At 65.8% G+C, this 17,117-nt stretch carries 17 protein-coding genes and 1 rRNA gene (1 of these 18 running past the window's edge); 8 read left to right on the top strand and 10 right to left on the bottom strand.

What is annotated here, in order from left to right:
- Positions 1–200: 200 nt before the first annotated feature.
- The 6 genes from DESPIGER_RS06665 to DESPIGER_RS06640 all read right to left on the bottom strand — a co-directional run bounded on the left by DESPIGER_RS06665 (position 201) and on the right by DESPIGER_RS06640 (position 7,253).
- Entirely contained in the window at positions 201–824 is a 624-nt protein-coding gene (locus DESPIGER_RS06665) for a flavodoxin family protein (protein ID WP_072334672.1), read from the bottom strand.
- A gap of 299 nt (positions 825–1,123) precedes the next feature.
- Entirely contained in the window at positions 1,124–1,993 is an 870-nt protein-coding gene (locus DESPIGER_RS06660; RefSeq protein ID WP_072334669.1) for a DMT family transporter, read from the bottom strand.
- Positions 1,994–2,355: 362 nt separating this feature from the next.
- Positions 2,356–3,720: a phosphomannomutase gene (locus tag DESPIGER_RS06655; protein ID WP_072334666.1), complete on the bottom strand. Its 1,365-nt coding sequence runs from the start codon at positions 3,718–3,720 to the stop codon at positions 2,356–2,358.
- Between the two features lie 128 nt (positions 3,721–3,848).
- Entirely contained in the window at positions 3,849–4,541 is a 693-nt protein-coding gene (locus DESPIGER_RS06650) for a B3/4 domain-containing protein (RefSeq protein WP_231927539.1), read from the bottom strand.
- Positions 4,542–5,083: 542 nt separating this feature from the next.
- Positions 5,084–5,908 (bottom strand): phosphodiesterase, encoded by an 825-nt coding sequence (locus DESPIGER_RS06645; RefSeq protein ID WP_072334662.1) that lies wholly within the window; start codon positions 5,906–5,908, stop codon positions 5,084–5,086.
- A gap of 19 nt (positions 5,909–5,927) precedes the next feature.
- Entirely contained in the window at positions 5,928–7,253 is a 1,326-nt protein-coding gene (locus tag DESPIGER_RS06640) for an MFS transporter (RefSeq protein ID WP_072334659.1), read from the bottom strand.
- Between DESPIGER_RS06640 and DESPIGER_RS12900 the strand changes: the two genes are divergently transcribed.
- The 3 genes from DESPIGER_RS12900 to DESPIGER_RS06630 all read left to right on the top strand — a co-directional run bounded on the left by DESPIGER_RS12900 (position 7,252) and on the right by DESPIGER_RS06630 (position 10,240).
- Complete coding sequence (locus tag DESPIGER_RS12900) at positions 7,252–7,461, top strand: hypothetical protein (protein WP_156831644.1); 210 nt, start codon at positions 7,252–7,254, stop codon at positions 7,459–7,461. The genes DESPIGER_RS06640 and DESPIGER_RS12900 overlap by 2 nt on opposite strands.
- 71 nt (positions 7,462–7,532) lie before the next feature.
- Complete coding sequence (locus tag DESPIGER_RS06635; RefSeq protein ID WP_072334656.1) at positions 7,533–8,645, top strand: LacI family DNA-binding transcriptional regulator; 1,113 nt, start codon at positions 7,533–7,535, stop codon at positions 8,643–8,645.
- 95 nt (positions 8,646–8,740) lie between these two features.
- A complete protein-coding gene (locus DESPIGER_RS06630; RefSeq protein ID WP_072334653.1) occupies positions 8,741–10,240 on the top strand; it encodes an outer membrane homotrimeric porin in 1,500 nt (499 codons plus the stop codon).
- 248 nt (positions 10,241–10,488) lie between these two features.
- Here the strand turns inward: DESPIGER_RS06630 and DESPIGER_RS06625 are convergent, their stop codons facing one another.
- The 3 genes from DESPIGER_RS06625 to trpB form a co-directional block, all read right to left on the bottom strand.
- Positions 10,489–11,046: a Fe-S-containing hydro-lyase gene (locus tag DESPIGER_RS06625; protein WP_072334650.1), complete on the bottom strand. Its 558-nt coding sequence runs from the start codon at positions 11,044–11,046 to the stop codon at positions 10,489–10,491.
- Positions 11,047–11,055: 9 nt separating this feature from the next.
- Positions 11,056–11,901: a fumarate hydratase gene (locus DESPIGER_RS06620; RefSeq protein ID WP_072334646.1), complete on the bottom strand. Its 846-nt coding sequence runs from the start codon at positions 11,899–11,901 to the stop codon at positions 11,056–11,058.
- 339 nt (positions 11,902–12,240) lie between these two features.
- Complete coding sequence (gene trpB / locus DESPIGER_RS06615) at positions 12,241–13,467, bottom strand: tryptophan synthase subunit beta (RefSeq protein WP_072334643.1); 1,227 nt, start codon at positions 13,465–13,467, stop codon at positions 12,241–12,243.
- A 231-nt stretch (positions 13,468–13,698) separates the two neighbouring features.
- Here trpB and thyX point away from each other — a divergent pair, with 231 nt between their 5' ends.
- Together thyX and DESPIGER_RS13295 are read left to right on the top strand one after the other, a co-directional pair.
- On the top strand, positions 13,699–14,496 hold the full coding sequence (gene thyX / locus DESPIGER_RS06610) for an FAD-dependent thymidylate synthase (protein ID WP_072334640.1): 798 nt from the start codon (positions 13,699–13,701) through the stop codon (positions 14,494–14,496).
- 48 nt (positions 14,497–14,544) lie between these two features.
- Positions 14,545–14,814 carry a hypothetical protein gene (locus DESPIGER_RS13295; protein ID WP_231927538.1) on the top strand — a complete coding sequence of 90 codons (270 nt, stop codon included), beginning with the start codon at positions 14,545–14,547 and terminating at the stop codon, positions 14,812–14,814.
- Positions 14,815–14,878: 64 nt separating this feature from the next.
- On the opposite strand, the gene DESPIGER_RS06600 is transcribed toward DESPIGER_RS13295, so the two are convergent.
- Positions 14,879–15,286: a Fur family transcriptional regulator gene (locus DESPIGER_RS06600; RefSeq protein WP_231927537.1), complete on the bottom strand. Its 408-nt coding sequence runs from the start codon at positions 15,284–15,286 to the stop codon at positions 14,879–14,881.
- 302 nt (positions 15,287–15,588) lie between these two features.
- On the opposite strand from DESPIGER_RS06600, the gene DESPIGER_RS06595 reads away from it, so the two are divergent.
- The 3 genes from DESPIGER_RS06595 to DESPIGER_RS06590 form a co-directional block, all read left to right on the top strand.
- Positions 15,589–16,503 carry a DMT family transporter gene (locus DESPIGER_RS06595; RefSeq protein WP_072334632.1) on the top strand — a complete coding sequence of 305 codons (915 nt, stop codon included), beginning with the start codon at positions 15,589–15,591 and terminating at the stop codon, positions 16,501–16,503.
- A 255-nt stretch (positions 16,504–16,758) separates the two neighbouring features.
- The gene (locus tag DESPIGER_RS12895; RefSeq protein ID WP_156831643.1) at positions 16,759–16,977 is read left to right on the top strand and encodes a hypothetical protein; all 219 of its coding nucleotides are present in this window, start codon (positions 16,759–16,761) and stop codon (positions 16,975–16,977) included.
- A 112-nt stretch (positions 16,978–17,089) separates the two neighbouring features.
- Positions 17,090–17,117 (top strand): 16S ribosomal RNA (locus DESPIGER_RS06590) (it continues 1,522 nt past the right edge of the window).

Raw genomic sequence — 17,117 nt, 5'->3', positions numbered from 1 at the left:
GGGGCCCTTTTGCCGCGGGCAGGGGGACGTCCCCCTCCAAAAGCGGCACGGGCCCTGCCCCGGGGATCCCTGCCGGGGAGGCGTCGCGCCGCAGGGCGTTGCCGGTCAGAAGGCAGCGTCTCCATCCCGGCCCTGTCGAGGGGAGACACGAAAAAAGGGAGGCCTGACGGTCTCCCTTTTTTCGCGCCGGCAGCGCCTGTCTAACGGATGAAGTTGGTGGGCTGCCAGGACTCAACGGCAGGCGGCGTGATGCCCGCCTTCTTGCCCGCCTCGATGCACTGCAGCAGCCAGGCCATGTTGTCGCCCAGGGCTCGCATGATCTGCAGGCCTTCGGCATCCTGCACGGCCTCTTCCGCATTGTTGCCGTGGATGGAGTTCCAGTACTGGGACGAGACCACGGGCATGCGGGCGATGGTGAAATACTTGTTGAGGCGGTCGAAGGAGGCGCTGGCCCCGCCGCGCCGGCAGCTCACCACGGCGGCCGCGGGCTTGAAGGCATAGGACGCGGACTTCATGTAGAACATGCGGTCCAGCAGGGCGCAGAGGCTGGCATTGGGCCCGGCGTAGTAGACGGGAGAGCCCACCACCAGGCCGTCGGCTTCGCGCATGCGTTCGATGCATTCGTTGACCGGGTCGTCCTTGAAGACGCACAGGCCTGTCCGGGCGCATTTGCCGCAGGCGATACAGCCGCGGATGGCCTTGTGGCCCACATGGAGCGTGGTGGTCTCGATACCGGCCTTTTCCAGTTGTCCGGCCACAGTGGCCAGGGCCGTGGCGGTGCTGCCCTTGGGATGGGGACTGCCGTTGATGAGCAGGACCTGCATGGGGGATACCTCCTTGGTTGAAAACACCCGGTCGCCCACGCGCCGGGACCTTACAGATAAGGACTGCCCGCCGGGAGTAAAGAGGACGGGCAGGATGCGGCAAAAAAGGGAGAGGATCGGGCAGCAGGAGCCATATGCGGGCTGGTGCGGATGCTCCCCGAAGAGGCAGGGCGCGGCGGGACGGCCCCCTGTATCAGGAGACAAGGAGGGCGGCCGCATCCGGCCCGGGACGCTGGGCGTGTGCGCGACCGCCGCTTGCCGGGATCACGCACGCCGTTCCCCCGGGCTCCCCATGTGCTCTAGGCGCACGCCCCTGCTGTCTTCTTCCCCGGCAGCTCGTTGGCCAGGGTGGCGCCCAGGATGAGGACGGTGCCGCAGGCTTCGGCCGGGCCGAAGGGCTGGTGCAGGAAAAGGGTGGCCAGCAGGATGGCGGTGACGGGATCCACATAGCTGAGCACGGCCGTGGTCTGGGCCGGGAGACGGCTCACGGCCGAGAAGAACAGGATGTAGACCAGGCCGGTGTGGATGATGCCCACCACCAGCAGCAGGAAGAGCGTGGACGGCGCGGGAGCAGGGCCGTGCAGGTGGCCGCCCAGCAGCACATAGGGCAGCATGACCAGGGCGGCGGTGCAGAGCTGGCAGAAGGTGGTCTCCAGCGTATCCAGCCCGCGCAGGCGCTTGCTGAGGAGGATGAGGGCACAGTAGAGCAGGGCGGCGGCCAGCCCGAAGGCGATGCCGCGCGGGTCCTGCCGGCTGCCGGTGAACACGCCGGAGATGCACACGGCCCCCAGCACGGCCAGCAGGGTGCAGACGATCTTGCGGCGGGTCAGGTGTTCGCCGAGCACCAGGGGGGAGAGCAGGATGACGAAGACCGGTGCCATGTAATAGCAGAGCGTGGCCACGGCGATGCCGGTATGGCGGAAGGCCTCGAAGAGGAAGATCCAGTTGAAGCCCAGGGCCGCGCCGGAGAGCAGGAGGCAGAGGGCATTCTGGCGGATGGCCTGGCCGTGCAGGGGCGTTTTTTTCAGGCGCAGCGCCAGCAGCAGGAAAAGGGTGCCGATGACGGCCCGGGCGCAGGCGATGACCGCCGGGGGCAGCGGGATGTAATGGACGAAGAGGCCGATGCTGCCCACGATGAACATGGCGGCGGCCAGTTTGCTTTTTTCCATGACGTGGTTCCCTGTGGTTCGTTTTCTGTGCGGCAGGGCTTGAGAGGGGGAGGGGCGTTTTTTGGGCAAAAACTGCCCCTCCCCCTCTCAAACTCTCTCCCACCCCGAAAAAACCTTCTTCCGGTCGGGCCCGATGGTCTCCGTCGCTGTCTCATGAGCGCCGCTACAGTGGTGCCAGCTCTCCATGCGACCGCGCGACAGCAGCCACCATATGTTTTTTCCCTCGCATCACCGGGAGACCGGCACTAGAGCGCTTTCCGTCGCTTCATCCCTGTCCTGCCGGTGACCCGGATAAGGAGCGCGAGGGGAGGAGGGAGACCTTTTTTCAAAAAGGGCCCCTCCTCCCCTCGCCCCATCCAGACTTACAGACCGGCGTCGATGAGGGCCAGCAGCTCGGCGGTCTTTTCCTCCAGCAGTTCCCTGTTGGCGCGGCTTTCCACGTTGAGGCGCAGCAGGGGCTCGGTATTGGACATGCGCAGGTTGAAGCGCCAGTCGCCGAACTCCAGATTGACGCCGTCGATGGCGTCCTCATAGGTGGCGGCGGGCGCGTAGCGGTCGCGGATCGTGCGCATGAGGGCCGGGGCGTCGGCCACGCGGCGGTTGATCTCGCCGCTGCAGGGCCAGGCCTCCATGCGCTCGCGCACCAGTTCGGCCAGGGGCTTGCCGTGGCGCTGCATGGCCGCGATGACCAGCAGCCAGGGCAGCATGCCGGAATCACAGTAGGCAAAGTCGCGGAAGTAGTGGTGGGCGCTCATCTCGCCGCCGTAGACGGCATCCTCGGCGCGCATGCGTTCCTTCATGAAGGCATGGCCCGTCTTGCCCATGACGGGGACGCCGCCGCCCGCCAGGATGAGCTCGCGGGTGTTCCAGTAGACGCGGGTATCGTGGATGATTTTGGCGCCGGGGAAGCGGGGCAGCAGCTCGGAGGCCAGCAGGCCCACCAGATAGTAGCCTTCGATGAAGTGGCCTTCGTGGTCGTAGAAGAAGCAGCGGTCAAAGTCGCCGTCCCAGGCGATGCCCAGGTCGGCCTTGTGCTCGCGCACGGCCCGGGCCGTGGCGGCGCGTTTTTCGGGCAGCAGGGGGTTGGGCACCCCGTTGGGGAAGGTGCCGTCGGGCTCCATCTGGCAGAAGATGAATTCGTGCGGCAGGTGCGGGGCCAGCTCCTTGAGCAGCAGGCCGGCACAGCCGTTGCCCGCGTCGGCCACGATCCTGAGGGGCCTTTGCGCGGCGGCACCGGTGTAGTCCAGGATGCGGCGGACATACTCCTGCCGGAAGCTCACCGGCGTCACCGGGGCTTCGTCCGCGGGCAGGGACACGCCCGCCGCCAGCCGGGCCGCCACGCGCTCGCGCAGGTCGTGCAGGCCGGAATCCCCGCTCACGGGCCGGGCGCCGCGCAGCACCAGCTTGAAGCCGTTCTCGTCGGCCGGGTTGTGGCTGCCGGTGATCATGATGCCGGCGTCGAAGTCCTGCCGGGCGGCGGCATCGTAGATCTCTTCGGTGCCGCACATGCCCAGGCTGAAGACCCGGGCCCCGGCCTGGTACAGGCCAGCGGCCAGCGCGGCGTGCAGCACGGGGCCGCTCAACCGGGCATCGTGGCCGAGGACCACGCGCCGGGCGGCAAAATGTTCGGCCACGGCACGGCCCAGGGCAAAGGCCAGCTCAGGGGACAGGGGAGCGGGCACCTTGCCGCGGATGTCATAGGCCTTGAAGCAGGAAAGATCGGTCATGGGGGCTCCTTGAAGGGGCCGGTACGGCCCGTGGGCAGGGACGTTCCGGTGAGGGTGACACAAACAGGGCCGTCGTCCGGCACGGCGGGCGGCGCCCGGGGGCTGCCGCTCCGGCCGCCGGGGATGTCCTAGCCCCGGACGCACCAGGGATCGCACAGGGGACGGCAGCGGCAGAAGCGGGCGAAGGCGGCGGCGCTGATGCGCAGCGCCTCCTCCACAGGGGCTGCCCCGTCAAAACCGTAGATGACGGTCAGGCAGACGCGCGTCCGTTCGTCTACCAGAGCGCGGGTGGAATCGCTGACGGGACTGCCGAAGGGGCCCAGGGCGTCGGCCAGCAGGGGCAGGTTCTCCAGATTGAGGCCGCCCTTGCCGATACCTTCGTAGGTCTCGCCCGGCAGGCCGCGCCGGAAGGTGATGCCGCCCCGGAGGTTGGCGAGGGTGTAGCTGCCCAGGGAAAAGCCCGTCTCCAGCGAGGCGATGTTGTTGGCATCCACCACGCTGTTGATGGCGTACAGTCCCTTGCCCTGCCTGAGGCGGCGGTACAGGGCCTCGGAGGAGATGCGGTAGCGGCCGGGATCCTTGCCGCAGGCCTTGCAGCCCGCGCGCGAGGGGCCCAGATTGGGCCACCGGGACAGGGGCTCGTCTTCCATGCGGGCCACGAGGCGGGGCGCCAGCTCGTTGTCCAGGTACTCCTGACAGTCGGGGCGGCTGGGTTCGACGTCCACTTCATGGACGAGACAGCCCAGGCAGAGGCCGGGCACACGGGCGAGGATGTCGGCATCGGGACGGATGTCGGGACGGGGAAAGGAAGAAGCGCTCACGGGATGATCCTTGGCAGAGTCTGTGCGGCGTCACCGGCCGGCTCGGTGGACGCGGGAGCGCGGGGACGGGCCGGCGCGCCGGTCCCTGCGGCAGGGCAGGGACAAAAGGCAATCCTAGCACGGGGGGACAGCGGCCTCAAGCCGGAAGAGGCTGGCTGGCCGGGCAGGCCGGAACCGCGCGGCAGCAGCGGCCGGGGCCGGGAACAGGAGGACAGGGCAAGGATATTGTGGGAGCGGTACGGGGCAGGGGATCTTTCGGGCAGCCGTGGCGGCGACGGCATTCGGGGGAGCGGGCCCGGCCCTGTGCGGCGGGCACAGCGGGCGTTGGCGTCTCTCGTGCGCGTGTCTTCCCGCTTTAGGCGGGCCCGTCCTGTCCGCGGCCTCCGCATCCTGGCGGCCGGTGTGGGACGATGCGGACAAAAAAGGAGCATCCGGGGGGATGCTCCTGCTGAAGGTGACGCACGGCGCCGGAGTTGTGCGGACGGCGCTGTGCGGACATGAAGGAAAAAGAAGACGGCAGGCCTGGGCCTGCCGTCCTGGTATCAGTCTTCCACGGGGTTGACGGAATCCGCGAAGGGATGGGGACCGGAAAAGTCCACATCGGCGGGGATCTGGCACACGTGGCTGTTGAGGTGGCTGCCGTCCCAGTGGTGCAGCATGTAGCCGGGCATCTCCATGCGGAAGGTGTCGCCGCCCCCGGGGCTGAGGTCGAGGTCGATCTGCATGGAGATGGAAGGCACGGTCAGGGCCAGGCCCTTCGCCCAGGAGGTGAAGATGGGGCGGTGCATGTGGCCGCAGCACAGACGGGCCCAGGGCGCGCGGGCCAGCACGTCACGCAGCAGGTCGGCGCCCTCGAAGGGTTCGTCCATGGCTCCCATGCCCGTGATGAAGGGCGGATGGTGCATGAAGACCAGGGCCGGGCGGCTGCCGTCTTCCTGCAGGCAGGCATCCAGCCAGCGGGCCATGGCCCCGGGGCAGTGGCCGCTGTGGGAGCCGGGCTCCATGCTGTCCAGCAGGACAAGGCGCAGTTCGCCCATGTCCACGCAGTGGCAGACGCGCGGCGGCACGGGGCTCTCTTCGGGCACCCAGCCTTTGAGGATGGCGCGCATGCGGTCGCGGCGGTCATGGTTGCCGGGCACGGCGTAGATGGGCACGGGCAGGTCGCCGAGGGCCTCGCGGATCATGTGGTAGGCACGCTCGTCGCCGCTGTCGGCCAGGTCGCCGGTGATGACGATGGCGTCGGGCATGCGGGTCAGGGCACGCAGATGGGCCGCCGCCGTGCGCAGGCAGGCGGGCGTGTCCACCTTGCGGAAGGAGAGCTTGCCGTCGCCGCGCAGGTGCAGGTCCGATAGTTGCAGGATTTCCATGATGCTGTCCCGGATGCGTCTAGATATGCTCGGCGTCGTCGCCGTGCCTGCGCCGGGCGGCGATGCTCTTGCGCTGGATGGCGAAGGCCGAGAGGGCGCTGGTCACGGCCGCGAGCAGGGTGAAGAGGCAGACATACAGGGGATCGCCTTCGTTCCAGTTGATGAGGAAGGTGCACAGGCCGGGCACGATGCCCGCCACCAGGAAGCCGGGGAACTGGTAGACGATGGAGATGCCGGTGTAGCGCACGTCCGGCGGGAAGAGGTCGGAGAACAGGGCGGCTTCAGGGCCGAAGACACCGGCGTAGAACACGCTGATGGGGATGATGATGGCCAGGGCGATGAGGAAGAGGCTGCCGCCGCTGCCTTCCATGAGCCAGAACGAGGGGAAGATGGACAGGCCGCAGAGCAGGCTGGACACGCCGTAGACCATGCCGCGGCCGTAGCGGTCGGCCAGGCGGCCGGCGATGAGGATGAAGGGGCACATGAGCAGGGCCGCGATCATGACGATGGTCAGGGCCTGGGTGCGCTCGATGCTGATGTACTGCACAAGGTAGCTGATGACGAACACGGCCAGCACGTTGAAGAACACGCCGTCGATCCAGCGGGCGCCCACGCCCAGGGCGATGTTGCCGGGATGGTTGCGGCAGACCTTGACGATGGGCAGGGTCTTGTCGGCGGTCTTGCCGGAATCCTTGGCCTTCTGGAAGTCGGGGGTCTCAAGGATGTGCAGGCGGATGTACAGGGCCACGCCCACCAGCACCACGCTGATGAGGAAGGCCACGCGCCAGCCCCATTCCAGGAACTGCTGGTCGCTCAGGCTGGCGGAGAGCAGGGCCACCACGCCGGAGGACAGGCACAGGCCCGTGGCCAGGCCCATCTGGGGGATGCTGGCATAGAAGGCGCGCTGGCGCTTGCTGGCGTATTCGTAGGTCATGAGCACGGAGCCGCCCCATTCGCCGCCCAGGCCCAGGCCCTGCATGAGGCGGAAGGTCTGGAGGATGACGGGCGCGGCGATGCCGATCTGGGCATAGGTGGGCACCAGGCCGATGCCGATGGTGGCGATGCCCATGATGAGCATGGTCAGCACCAGCATGCTCTTGCGGCCGATCTTGTCACCGAAGTGGCCGAAGACGAACGCGCCGAAGGGGCGGGCCAGGTAGCCGATGGCAAAGGTGCTGTAGGCCAGCAGGGTCCCGATGAAGGGGTCGTCGGTGGGGAAGTAGAGCTTGTTGAAGACGATGCCCGCCACGACACCGTAGAGGAAGAAGTCGTACCATTCGATGGTGGCGCCCAGCAGGCTGGCCAGGGCCACGGTACGGATCTGTTTCTGGGAGGGAGGGTTCATGCCTGCTCCTGAAAATCTGGTTAATGTTTATTTAATTTTTAACCATCGGGACCGTTCTGGGCGCCCGGGAAAAAGCGCCGGGGAACAGGCTGCCATAGCAGGAAAAAGAAGACAAGAGGGGGCAAAGCCCGGACAGGCTATTTTCATGGAAATGGAACATTTTTTACATAAAAAAGCTGAGATCGGGCATTTTCGGCGGCAGTCTTGATTAATTTTTAATTAAAAATTAAATTTATCAACAACGGTTTTTATCGTGAACCATGAACAGCGGAGGTCCCCATGCAACGCAGCCAGCGCGTCACCCTGGCAGACATCGCCGCCCGCAGCGGCGTCTCCACGGCCACCGCGTCCATGATCCTTTCGGAACGGCCGGACGTCTCCTTCTCGCGCGAGACCATCCTCAGGGTGCGCGAGGCCGCCGAGGCCCTCGGCTACCGTGCCATCCGGCGGCACCGGCCCTCGCACTTCATGGCCGGGAAAAGCGTGGCCATCCTCTGCCCCAATGTGGTCAACCCCTATTACGCGACCCTGGTGCAGTCCGTGCAGGATGCCGCCGCCCGGCACGATTACGACACCATGGTCTTCCCCACCTACCGCGACGCCGCTGTGGAGGCCCGCCTGCTGCGGGCGCTGTCGGCCGCTTCCGTGGGGGGCATCGTCTTCTGCGCCATGCCGCTGTGCCCGGCCCAGGCCGAGCTGGCCAACAGGGAGACGCCCGTGGTGGTCATCGGGGACAGGGACGCCAGCCTCAACCTGGATACGGTGGAGCTCAACAACCATAATGCGGGCGTGCTGGTGGCCCGCTACCTCATCGGCCTGGGGCACCGCTCCGTGGCCTGCATCGCCACGCCCCTGAACAGGGACAATCCGGCACGGCTGCGGCGCCTGGAAGGCCTGCGCGACGTGTTCCGCGAGTCCTGCCCCGAGGGCCGCTTCCTTGTCCGCACCTGTACCATCACGCCCGAGCAGGAGCGCGGCGACCTGAACATCGAGCACCGCACGGGCTACACCCTGGCCCGGCGCTGCCTGGCCGAGCGGGACATCACGGCCTTCGTGGCCGTCAACGACATGGTGGCCTACGGCGTGCTGGACGCCATCCTGGAGAGCGGCGCCCGTGTCCCGGAGGATTACAGCCTGTGCGGCTTCGACAACATCTATCCGTCCCATTTCGCGCGGGTGGGCCTGACCACGGTGGAGCACCATATCGCCGAGAAGGGCCGCAGCGCGCTGGAGATGCTCCACAACCGCATCACCAGCGGCCCGGGGTGCAGCATCACCCGCGTGGAGGTGATGCCGGAGCTGGTCGTGCGCGGCAGCACCGGCCCCGCGCCCGTGCAGCGGCAGGCGGGCGGGCCGCTGGGCAGCCCGCAGGCCGGGGACGAAGGCCGGTAAAAAAAATTTGACGCACCATCTTGCCAGCCGGAACGCCGGCGGCTATGCTGCCTTTTGTCTTTCGGGACAGAAATTCGCCTTATGAAGGATACGCCATGAAAAAGATCGCAACGCTCCTCCTGGCCGCCGGCCTGCTGTTTTCCGCCGCGGGCATGGCCCAGGCCATCGACTTCAAGATCCGCGGCCAGTGGATCATGGCCTTTGACTACGGCGAGCATGGCGCCTTCACCGGCGGCAACGGCATGACCGGCTACAAGAAGGGCAACGAGGACAACTTCGAGGCCCGCCAGCGCCTGCGTCTGCAACTGGACGCCGTGGCCTCGGAAAGCCTTGCCGGTTCCATCATCTTTGAAATGGGCGACCAGATCTGGGGCCAGAGCGCCACCGGCGGTGCCCTGGGCGCCGACGGCACGGTGGTGGAAGTCAAGAACGCCTGGCTGGACTGGATGGTGCCGGATACCGACATCAAGGTGCGCATGGGCCTGCAGGGCATCGCACTGCCCAGCATGACCACCGGCAGCCAGGTGTGGTGTGATGACGCCGCCGGCATCACGGCCAGCTGGCAGATCAACGAGAACGTGGCCCTCACCGGTCTGTGGGCGCGTCTGTACAATGACAATTTCCAGGGCTACGGCGACGACGGTCGCCGCAGGAACTACATGGACAACGTGGACGTGGCGGCCCTGCTGCTGCCCCTGACCTTCGACGGTTTCCGCCTGACGCCCTGGGCCATGTATGCAGGCATCGGTCCCAACAGCCTCAACGGCGACCGCGTCAGCGACTGGCGGAGCATCGGCGTTTCCGGCGGCCAGTACCGGGCGGGCATGCTGCCTGCCGGTGGCGCGGCCCACAACAGCCGCATGGACCTGTACGGCAACGCCTTCTGGGCGGGCCTTACCGGCGAGCTGACCCTGCTGGACCCCTGGCGCATCGCCTGGGACCTGAACTACGGTTCCGTGAGCTATGACGACGGTTCCGCCAACCGCGCCGGCTGGCTGGCCTCGCTGCTGGTGGAATACGACCTGGGCTGGACCAAGCCCGGCCTTTACGGCTGGTACACCTCCGGCGATGACGACGACCGCGGCAACGGCTCCGAGCGCATGCCCTATATCAGCGTGGCCAACAACCATAACGCCTGGTCGCACTATGCCTTCAACGGCAACGAGTATATCTCCCGTGAAGGCGTGGTGGGCAACAGCATGGCGGGCACCTGGGGCGTGGGCCTGCAGCTGCGTGACGTCAACGTCATCGAAGACCTGTACCAGACCTTCCGCGTCAACCTCATCGGCGGCACCAACGACCCCGGCATGGCCAGGTGGCTTTCCTCGCAGGGGCTGGCGGCCAATTCCGGCGCCCTGTCCGGGGCGGTGGGCATGGACGGTCTGTACCTGACCCGTCAGGATTATGCCCTGGAATGGGGCCTGACCAGCACCACGAAGGTGACCGAGAACTTCACCGTGGCCCTGGATGTGGCCTATGTGGCCCTGTGGCTGGATCATGACAGCAGCGTGTGGGGCAACAGCCGCATGAACGGCCGCAACGACGAAGTGCGCGACGCCTGGAACTTCAGCCTTTCCTACATGTACAGTTTCTAGCAGGCTGCCCTGACGGTACGGCAAAGCAAAACGCAAAAGCGGCGGACGGGAAAACTCCTGTCCGCCGCTTTGTTTTTTGACCTATCGAAACCTCTGCCGGGGGACCGGCAGGCAGGGGCAAGCCCGTGTGGAGGGATGGCCGCCATCCTCCAGAATGAAACGCGTTGGGGGAGGGATGGGGGCGAGGGGGAAGGGGACCCCTTTGCGCGTCAGCCAAGGGGGGCCCCTTCCCCCTCATGATCTGTCCGTCACAGCTTCCGGTACGGGGCCTGGCCGGTCTCGTAATAATTGTCGCCGGTGCTGTCGATGACCACGATGGCCGGGAAGTCTTCCACTTCCAGCGCGGCCACGGCCTCGGGGCCCAGGTCGGGGTAGGCCAGCACCGTATATTTCTTGATGCGCTGCGAGATGAGCGCCCCGGCCCCGCCCACGGCCGCCAGATAGGGCACACCGTGCCGCTTCATGGCTTCCACCACGTCGGGCTTGCGGTAGCCCTTGCCGATCATGCCGCGCAGGCCTTGCGCCAGCAGGGTGGGCGTATAGGCGTCCATGCGTCCGGCGGTGGTGGGCCCGGCCGCGCCGATGGCCCGGCCCGGTCTGGCCGGGCTGGGGCCCACATAATAGATGACCGCCCCGTCCAGATCCACGGGCAGTTCCTCGCCCCGGGCCAGGGCCTCCACCAGGCGCTTGTGGGCGGCATCGCGGGCGGCGATGATGGTGCCCGTGATGAGCACCCGGTCACCGGCACGCAGGGAACGGGCCGTGGCTTCGTCGAAGGGCGCGCGGATACGTTTCACATCGGACATGGCGGCCTCCTACAGGCGCACTTCGGCGTGGCGCGCCGCATGGCAGTTGATGTTGACCGCCACCGGCAGGGAGGCGATATGGGTGGGGGCCCATTCCACATGCACCTTGAGGGCCGTGGTCTCGCCGCCCAGGCCCTGGGGGCCGATGCCCGTGCGGTTGATGAGCTCCAGCAGCTCGTCCTCGAAGGCGGCGTAGCGGGGGTCGGGGTTGCGGCTCTCCAGGTCGCGGGCCGCGGCGCGCTTGGCGCACAGGGCGGCCACTTCCATGGTGCCGCCCAGGCCCACGCCCACCACCAGGGGCGGACAGGAGTTGGGCCCGGCCGCCAGCACGGCGTCCAGCACCACCTTGCGCACGCCTTCGATGCCGTCGGCGGGCACCAGCATCCTGACCACGCTCTTGTTCTCGGAACCGGCTCCCTTGGGGGCCAGACGCAGGGTCAGGCCGTCGCCGGGCACGATGCGGGTGTGGATGACGGCCGGGGTGTTGTCACCGGTGTTCCTGCGCTCGAACAGGGGCTCGGCCACACAGGATTTGCGCAGATAGCCGTCCACATAGCCGCGGCGCACGCCTTCGTGGATGGCGGCCTCAAAATCGCCGCCCGTGATGTGCACCTCCTGCCCCACCTCGGCAAAGACCACGGCCAGGCCGGTGTCCTGGCAGATGGGGATGTCGTCCCGCGCGGCGATGTCCGCGTTCTCCAGCAGCTGTTCCAGGATATTGCGCCCCACGGGCGAAGGCTCTTGGTCCAGCCGCTGCCGGAACGCGTCCCGGACATCGGCGGGCAGATGACAGCAGGCCTGCACGGCCAGCTTTGCCACGGCGGCACTGATGGTCGCGGCGTCGATCTCTCGCATGGTGTGCCTCGTCAGAATGGAATTTGCCTGACCGGCCGTCCGCAGGGGCAGGCCTTGTCAGGAGATGAGCTGGGTCCCGGGCGCTCCCGTCTGCACGGGAGGGCCTCGCTTCCGGGACCGTGAGATGGCGTTCCCATCCGGGGATGGGCGGTCACGTCCCTTGCGGCAAAAAAACGGACCGGCACAGGGCGTACCGGTCCGTCGAGACATGCCGGGAAAGGGAAGGGGGCCGGAGCCCTTCCCCCTTCAGGGCAGAGGGGTCCACGCGCCGTGCCCGTCCGCCGCAGGCGGCCCGGCCTCACCGGCAGGGCGGAGCCCCTTCCCCCGCGGACGTTTTCCCTACCTGTCGGCGGGCACGAAGGCGCCGCTGTGCACCAGATCGGCCACCTGGGCCACGTCCTTGTCGCCGCGGCCAGACAGGTTCACCAGGATGATGGCGTCCTTGTCCATGGTGGGGGCCAGCTTCATGGCATAGGCCAGCGCATGGGAGGATTCCAGCGCGGGCAGGATGCCTTCGTTGCGCGACAGGGCATAGAAGGCCTGCAGGGCCTCCTCATCGGTGATGCTCACATATTCGGCACGTCCGGCGTCCTTGAGTTCGGCCAGTTCGGGGCCCACGGAAGGATAGTCCAGGCCGGCGGAGATGGAATAGACCTCACCGGCCTCGCCCTTGTCGTTCTTGATCATGTAGGAATGGAAACCGTGCAGCACGCCGGGCTCGCCGTAGCAGAGCGAGGCCGCATGCTGGCCATACCCGCTGCCGCGGCCGCCGGGCTCCACGCCGATGAGGCGCACGCCCTCGTCATGCACGAAGCCGGAGAACAGGCCCACGGCATTGGAGCCGCCGCCCACGCAGGCCATGGCCACGTCGGGCAGGCGCCCGGCGAATTCCAGCATCTGGGCGCGGGCCTCGCTGCCGATGACGGACTGGAAGTGGCGCACCATGAGCGGATAGGGGTGCGGGCCCACGGCGGAACCCAGCACATAGAAGGTCTCGGGCTCGTTGACCCACATCTCCAGGGCCTCGTCCACAGCCTCCTTGAGGGTGCGCTGGCCGCTCATGGCCGTGTGCACGCGGGCGCCCAGCATCTCCATGCGGGTCACATTGAGGTGCTGGCGGATGACGTCCACCTCGCCCATGCAGATGACGCACTCCAGGCCCATGAGGGCGGCACTGGCCGCGGTGCCCACGCCGTGCTGGCCCGCGCCGGTCTCGGCGATGACGCGGGTCTTGCCCATGCGCTTGGCCAGCAGGCACTGGCCGAGGGTGTTGTTGACCTTGTGGGCGCCCAGATGGTTGAGGTCTTCACGCTTCAGCCAGATCTGCGCGCCGCCCAGCTTCCCGCTGAGGTTGCGGCAGTGGAAGACAGGGCTGGGACGACCGGCAAAGTGCAGCAGCAGGCGCTGCATCTCCTGCGTGAATGCGGGGTCGGCCAGGGCTTCCCTGAAGGCCTGGTCCAGTTCGTCCAGGCGGGCCTTGATGGCATCGGGCACATACTGGCCGCCGTACGCACCGAAGAAGCCCCTGCTGTCAGGCTGGCAGAAGGCTTTGATATCCTTGCTCATGGTCGCTCCTTTACGCACGCTGCAGCGTGCGGATGGTTCAGTATCGGAAGGTTCCCACATTATGCCGTCCGCCGGCAGGCGTCAAGGAAGCCCGGTCCCGGCCTGTCCGGTACGGTGCGGGCCTTTGTCCGGGCTTGCCGGCGGTGACGCGCATGGCGTGCCGGGGCAGGAGCGCTTGAGGCCCGGGCCGTTTTCATGTAGGTTCAGCCTTCCACGTCACAGGAGGCACGCATGCTGGATGAAAAATATACCGGGAACGGCAAAGTGGTGCTGCTGGCCGGGGGCGGCAAGATCTACACGGACATCGCGGCGCGTTTCGTGCGCAGTGAACGCAGCCTGGAAGAGATAGCGGCCTCGCCCTATTCCCGGCAGATCGTGCGCAACATCCTGGAAAGCGGGCATCGCGCCGCCCTGGAATTCGACTTTTTCCTCTTTGGGGTGGAGGGCTATTCCCGCGTGACGGAGACACAGCTGGTGCGCAAGCGCCTGGCCTCCTACCTCATCAAGTCGGGGCGCGCGGAACTGGGCGGCAAGCGGCGTTTTTCCGTGGTCTATCCTGCCAGCGTGCGCGATTTCGGCGCCGAGGTGACCCTGCCTGACGGGCACAGGGCCCGCCTGTCCGGCCGCGATCTGGCCGACCTGACCCGCCAGTGGTACGACGCCGGGCTGGAAGCCGGACTGCCGGAAGAGGACCTGCGCTACCTCAAGCCCCAGGCCACGGAATTCAAGGCCATCATCGGCATGAACGCCCATGCCCTGCTGGACTGGTTCTCCATCCGCTGCTGCCGCAACGCCCAGCACGAGATCCGCCATCTGGCCTGGCAGATGCTTTCCCTGTGCCGCAAGGCCGCGCCGGACCTGTTCCAGGGCGCGGGGCCCAGCTGCGTGCATCTGGGCTATTGCCCGGAAAACCGCCTGCAGAACCCCAAGTGCCGCGGCCGTATCCTGACCCAGGAAGAAGCCCTGGCCATCCTGCGTGAACATAGGGGCGCCCAGGTGGCCCGCGCCGAAGATTTCGACGCGGAATAGCCGGGCGCAGCGACGCCGCATGCAAAAAAAGGCCGCCCTCCTCCGGGAGTGGCGGCCTTCACGTTTCCGCTACGGAAGCGGATCCTGGCGTTTGGCGGCGATGCCGCATCCCTTGCAGCAGGCCTGCTGTTTGCCGTCCCCGCAGCCGCAGGAACACTGTCCTTTGCGGGCGGAGATGAAAAGCTTCCTGGCCATGAAGATCACGGCCACAGCCACTATGACGATAACGGCGATGCTTTGGCCATCCATGCTGTTGTCCTCGCGTTCCGGTCGATTTTTTTCAAGTATGGCCTAAATGAAAATGAAAATCAACTTTAATTTATGCGGGCCCGTAAAAAAGGGCGGGACAGCCCCGCCCGCTGTGACGGATGGCCGGAGCAGGTCATTTCTGCATTTTTTTCTGGCAGTCGGCGCAAAGACCGGAAAGGATGTGCACGTGCCGCAGCAGCAGGAAGCCGTGCTTCCTGGTCAGTTCCTGCTGCAGCTTCTCGATGCGGGGATCATAGATCTCGACGATCTTGCCGCAGGACTGGCAGACGATATGGTCATGGTGGCTGTCGGGAGCGGCCACCTCGTAGCGGGTGATGCCGTCACTGAAGTGGATCTCCGTCGCCATGCCGGCATCACACAGGAGCTTGAGTGTCCGGTAGACGGTGGTCTGGCCGATGCGCGGGTCCAGCTTCTGGACATGCTGGTAGAACTCCTCCAGCGAGTGGTGGCCGGGGAGTTCAAAAAAGACATCGGCGATGATCCGCCGCTGGGCCGTGGTGTTCAGGCCTTTGCGGCTCATGAATTCAAGGAATGCCAGTAATTCTGATCGGTCTTTGTTTTCTTCTTTCATAATGAGCCTTCCCCCGGGATTGTCATAGCATGGCAGACATGGCCTGCCAAGTCTGAAAGCTTGCCCCGCCTCCATGGCAGGGGGGGGCCGTGCCGCCAGGGCGGGCCCCGGGCCCGGCAGGGCGCACGACAGGGATTTGAAAACGTATCCTTTTGTATTTTTTTAGTAAAAATCACGACGGCATTCCATCCCTTGACAGTTTGCACAACTGTGATACTTGGCCCCTATACTTTCAGAAGGGGGCCGCTCCCATGCCCATTTCGCAAAAATCCCTGCACGTCATGCTGCACCTTTTCCTGGTGTATATCTCGTGGGGATCCACCTATATCGGTTACAAATTCAGCCTCGGGGTGGCAGGCCCCTTCATGGTGGGCGGCAGCCGCATGGTGCTGGGCGGCATCCTGCTGGCCCTGGTGCTGATGCTGTCGGGCCGCTGGCGGCGGCCGGCGAAAAAAGACTGGATACACGCTGCCTGGATGGGGGTATTCATGGTCCTCATGGCCAGCGGCTTCCTGGCCAAGGGGCAGGAAAGCGTGGCCTCCTCAACGGCGGCGGTCATCACCGGCTCTACGCCCATCACCATGCTGGTGGCCGGCTGGCTGTTCGCCCATGAGCCCCGCCCGAGCCCCATGCAGTGGACAGGCCTGTGCACCGGGACCTGTGGCCTCATCCTGCTTGCCTGCAGCCAGCAGAACGTGGGCGGCGTGCAGCAAAGCAGCATCAGCGGCATGATCTGGGTCTTCACGGCCACCCTCGGCTGGGTGGCAGGCACGCTCCTGACGCGGCGTTTTCCCTTCAGGACCCGTCTTTCCAGCCTCCAGTCCTGTGCCTTGCTCCTTTTCGTGGGCGGACTGGAATGCCTTGTGGTGGCTTTCCTGGACGGGGAGCAGCACGCGATGCACTATGAGAACATCCGCTGGCCCGTCATCGTGGCCTTTGCCTGGATGTGTACCGGCGGCTCGGTCATCGCCTATGCCTGCTACTTCTGGCTGCTGGAGCACGTCCCCATCGCCACGGCCGTTTCCTACGAATATGTGGTGCCTGTGATCGGCATCTTCCTGGGCTGGCTGCTGGGCGGCGAGATGCTGACCTGGAGGATGCTCCTGGCCTGCAGCATGACGGTGGGCTCGGTCTTCTTCATCATGTGGCACCGCGAAAGGCATTGACCCCTGCGGGACGGCCCCGCCCCCTTCCCGGGAAGGACGTTCCCCGGCCCCGCCGGGACAACAGTCTGTAAAATGGGCGGAATTGTCACTCGCGCGGCATATTTCATAAAAAATGGCATGAGATGCTTTACATTTTTTGCGGGTCTTCCTATGCTGAAAAACAGCTGGTTGAAAAACAAAGCAACCCACATGCAAGCGACTTTTTGACGGCCCGGCAACAGCGCTCCGTTCTTTTGCGGAAAAAAGCTTGACGGTGTGGTCGAAAAGGCGCATAAAGCCGTTCGCGCCAACGAACTGGCCATGTCCGCAAGGGCGACGGGGAAGGAGATTTTCCCGGATGGCAAAAAAGTTCTTGACGCGGGTTTGAAAATGAGACATACGTCTCCTTCGCGCCAACGAGTTGCCCCGGCGGGGCCGCAAAAAAACTTTCGCGAAATGAAAAAACTTGTTGACAGCGAAAACGAAGCGGCGTAAACAACTGCTTCGCGCCGAGTGATTCGGCGTGGTTCATTGACAAGTGAATAGCGAACGGGAAGGAACTTTGAGATTCTGATTTCCGTCCAACGGAGATCTTTGCTACAGATTTGAACTGGAGAGTTTGATTCTGGCTCAGA

The sequence above is a fragment of the Desulfovibrio piger genome, from assembly GCF_900116045.1.
GTDB lineage: Bacteria > Desulfobacterota > Desulfovibrionia > Desulfovibrionales > Desulfovibrionaceae > Desulfovibrio > Desulfovibrio piger_A.
The sequence above is the reverse complement of the archived record's forward strand: the minus strand, read 5'-3'. Positions and strand labels throughout refer to the sequence as shown.

What these genes read in the sequence shown, in the direction of transcription:
- DESPIGER_RS06660 (WP_072334669.1), bottom strand. Translation starts at nt 1,993, where the DNA reads ATGGAAAAAAGCAAACTGGCCGCCGCCATGTTCATCGTGGGCAGCATC.
- DESPIGER_RS12900 (WP_156831644.1), top strand. Translation starts at nt 7,252, where the DNA reads ATGCCTGCTCCTGAAAATCTGGTTAATGTTTATTTAATTTTTAACCAT.
- DESPIGER_RS06640 (WP_072334659.1), bottom strand. Translation starts at nt 7,253, where the DNA reads ATGAACCCTCCCTCCCAGAAACAGATCCGTACCGTGGCCCTGGCCAGC.
- DESPIGER_RS06635 (WP_072334656.1), top strand. Translation starts at nt 7,533, where the DNA reads ATGCAACGCAGCCAGCGCGTCACCCTGGCAGACATCGCCGCCCGCAGC.
- DESPIGER_RS06645 (WP_072334662.1), bottom strand. Translation starts at nt 5,908, where the DNA reads ATGGAAATCCTGCAACTATCGGACCTGCACCTGCGCGGCGACGGCAAG.
- DESPIGER_RS06595 (WP_072334632.1), top strand. Translation starts at nt 15,589, where the DNA reads ATGCCCATTTCGCAAAAATCCCTGCACGTCATGCTGCACCTTTTCCTG.
- DESPIGER_RS06655 (WP_072334666.1), bottom strand. Translation starts at nt 3,720, where the DNA reads ATGACCGATCTTTCCTGCTTCAAGGCCTATGACATCCGCGGCAAGGTG.
- trpB (WP_072334643.1), bottom strand. Translation starts at nt 13,467, where the DNA reads ATGAGCAAGGATATCAAAGCCTTCTGCCAGCCTGACAGCAGGGGCTTC.
- DESPIGER_RS06600 (WP_231927537.1), bottom strand. Translation starts at nt 15,286, where the DNA reads ATGAGCCGCAAAGGCCTGAACACCACGGCCCAGCGGCGGATCATCGCC.
- DESPIGER_RS06665 (WP_072334672.1), bottom strand. Translation starts at nt 824, where the DNA reads ATGCAGGTCCTGCTCATCAACGGCAGTCCCCATCCCAAGGGCAGCACC.
- thyX (WP_072334640.1), top strand. Translation starts at nt 13,699, where the DNA reads ATGCTGGATGAAAAATATACCGGGAACGGCAAAGTGGTGCTGCTGGCC.
- DESPIGER_RS06625 (WP_072334650.1), bottom strand. Translation starts at nt 11,046, where the DNA reads ATGTCCGATGTGAAACGTATCCGCGCGCCCTTCGACGAAGCCACGGCC.
- DESPIGER_RS06630 (WP_072334653.1), top strand. Translation starts at nt 8,741, where the DNA reads ATGAAAAAGATCGCAACGCTCCTCCTGGCCGCCGGCCTGCTGTTTTCC.
- DESPIGER_RS06620 (WP_072334646.1), bottom strand. Translation starts at nt 11,901, where the DNA reads ATGCGAGAGATCGACGCCGCGACCATCAGTGCCGCCGTGGCAAAGCTG.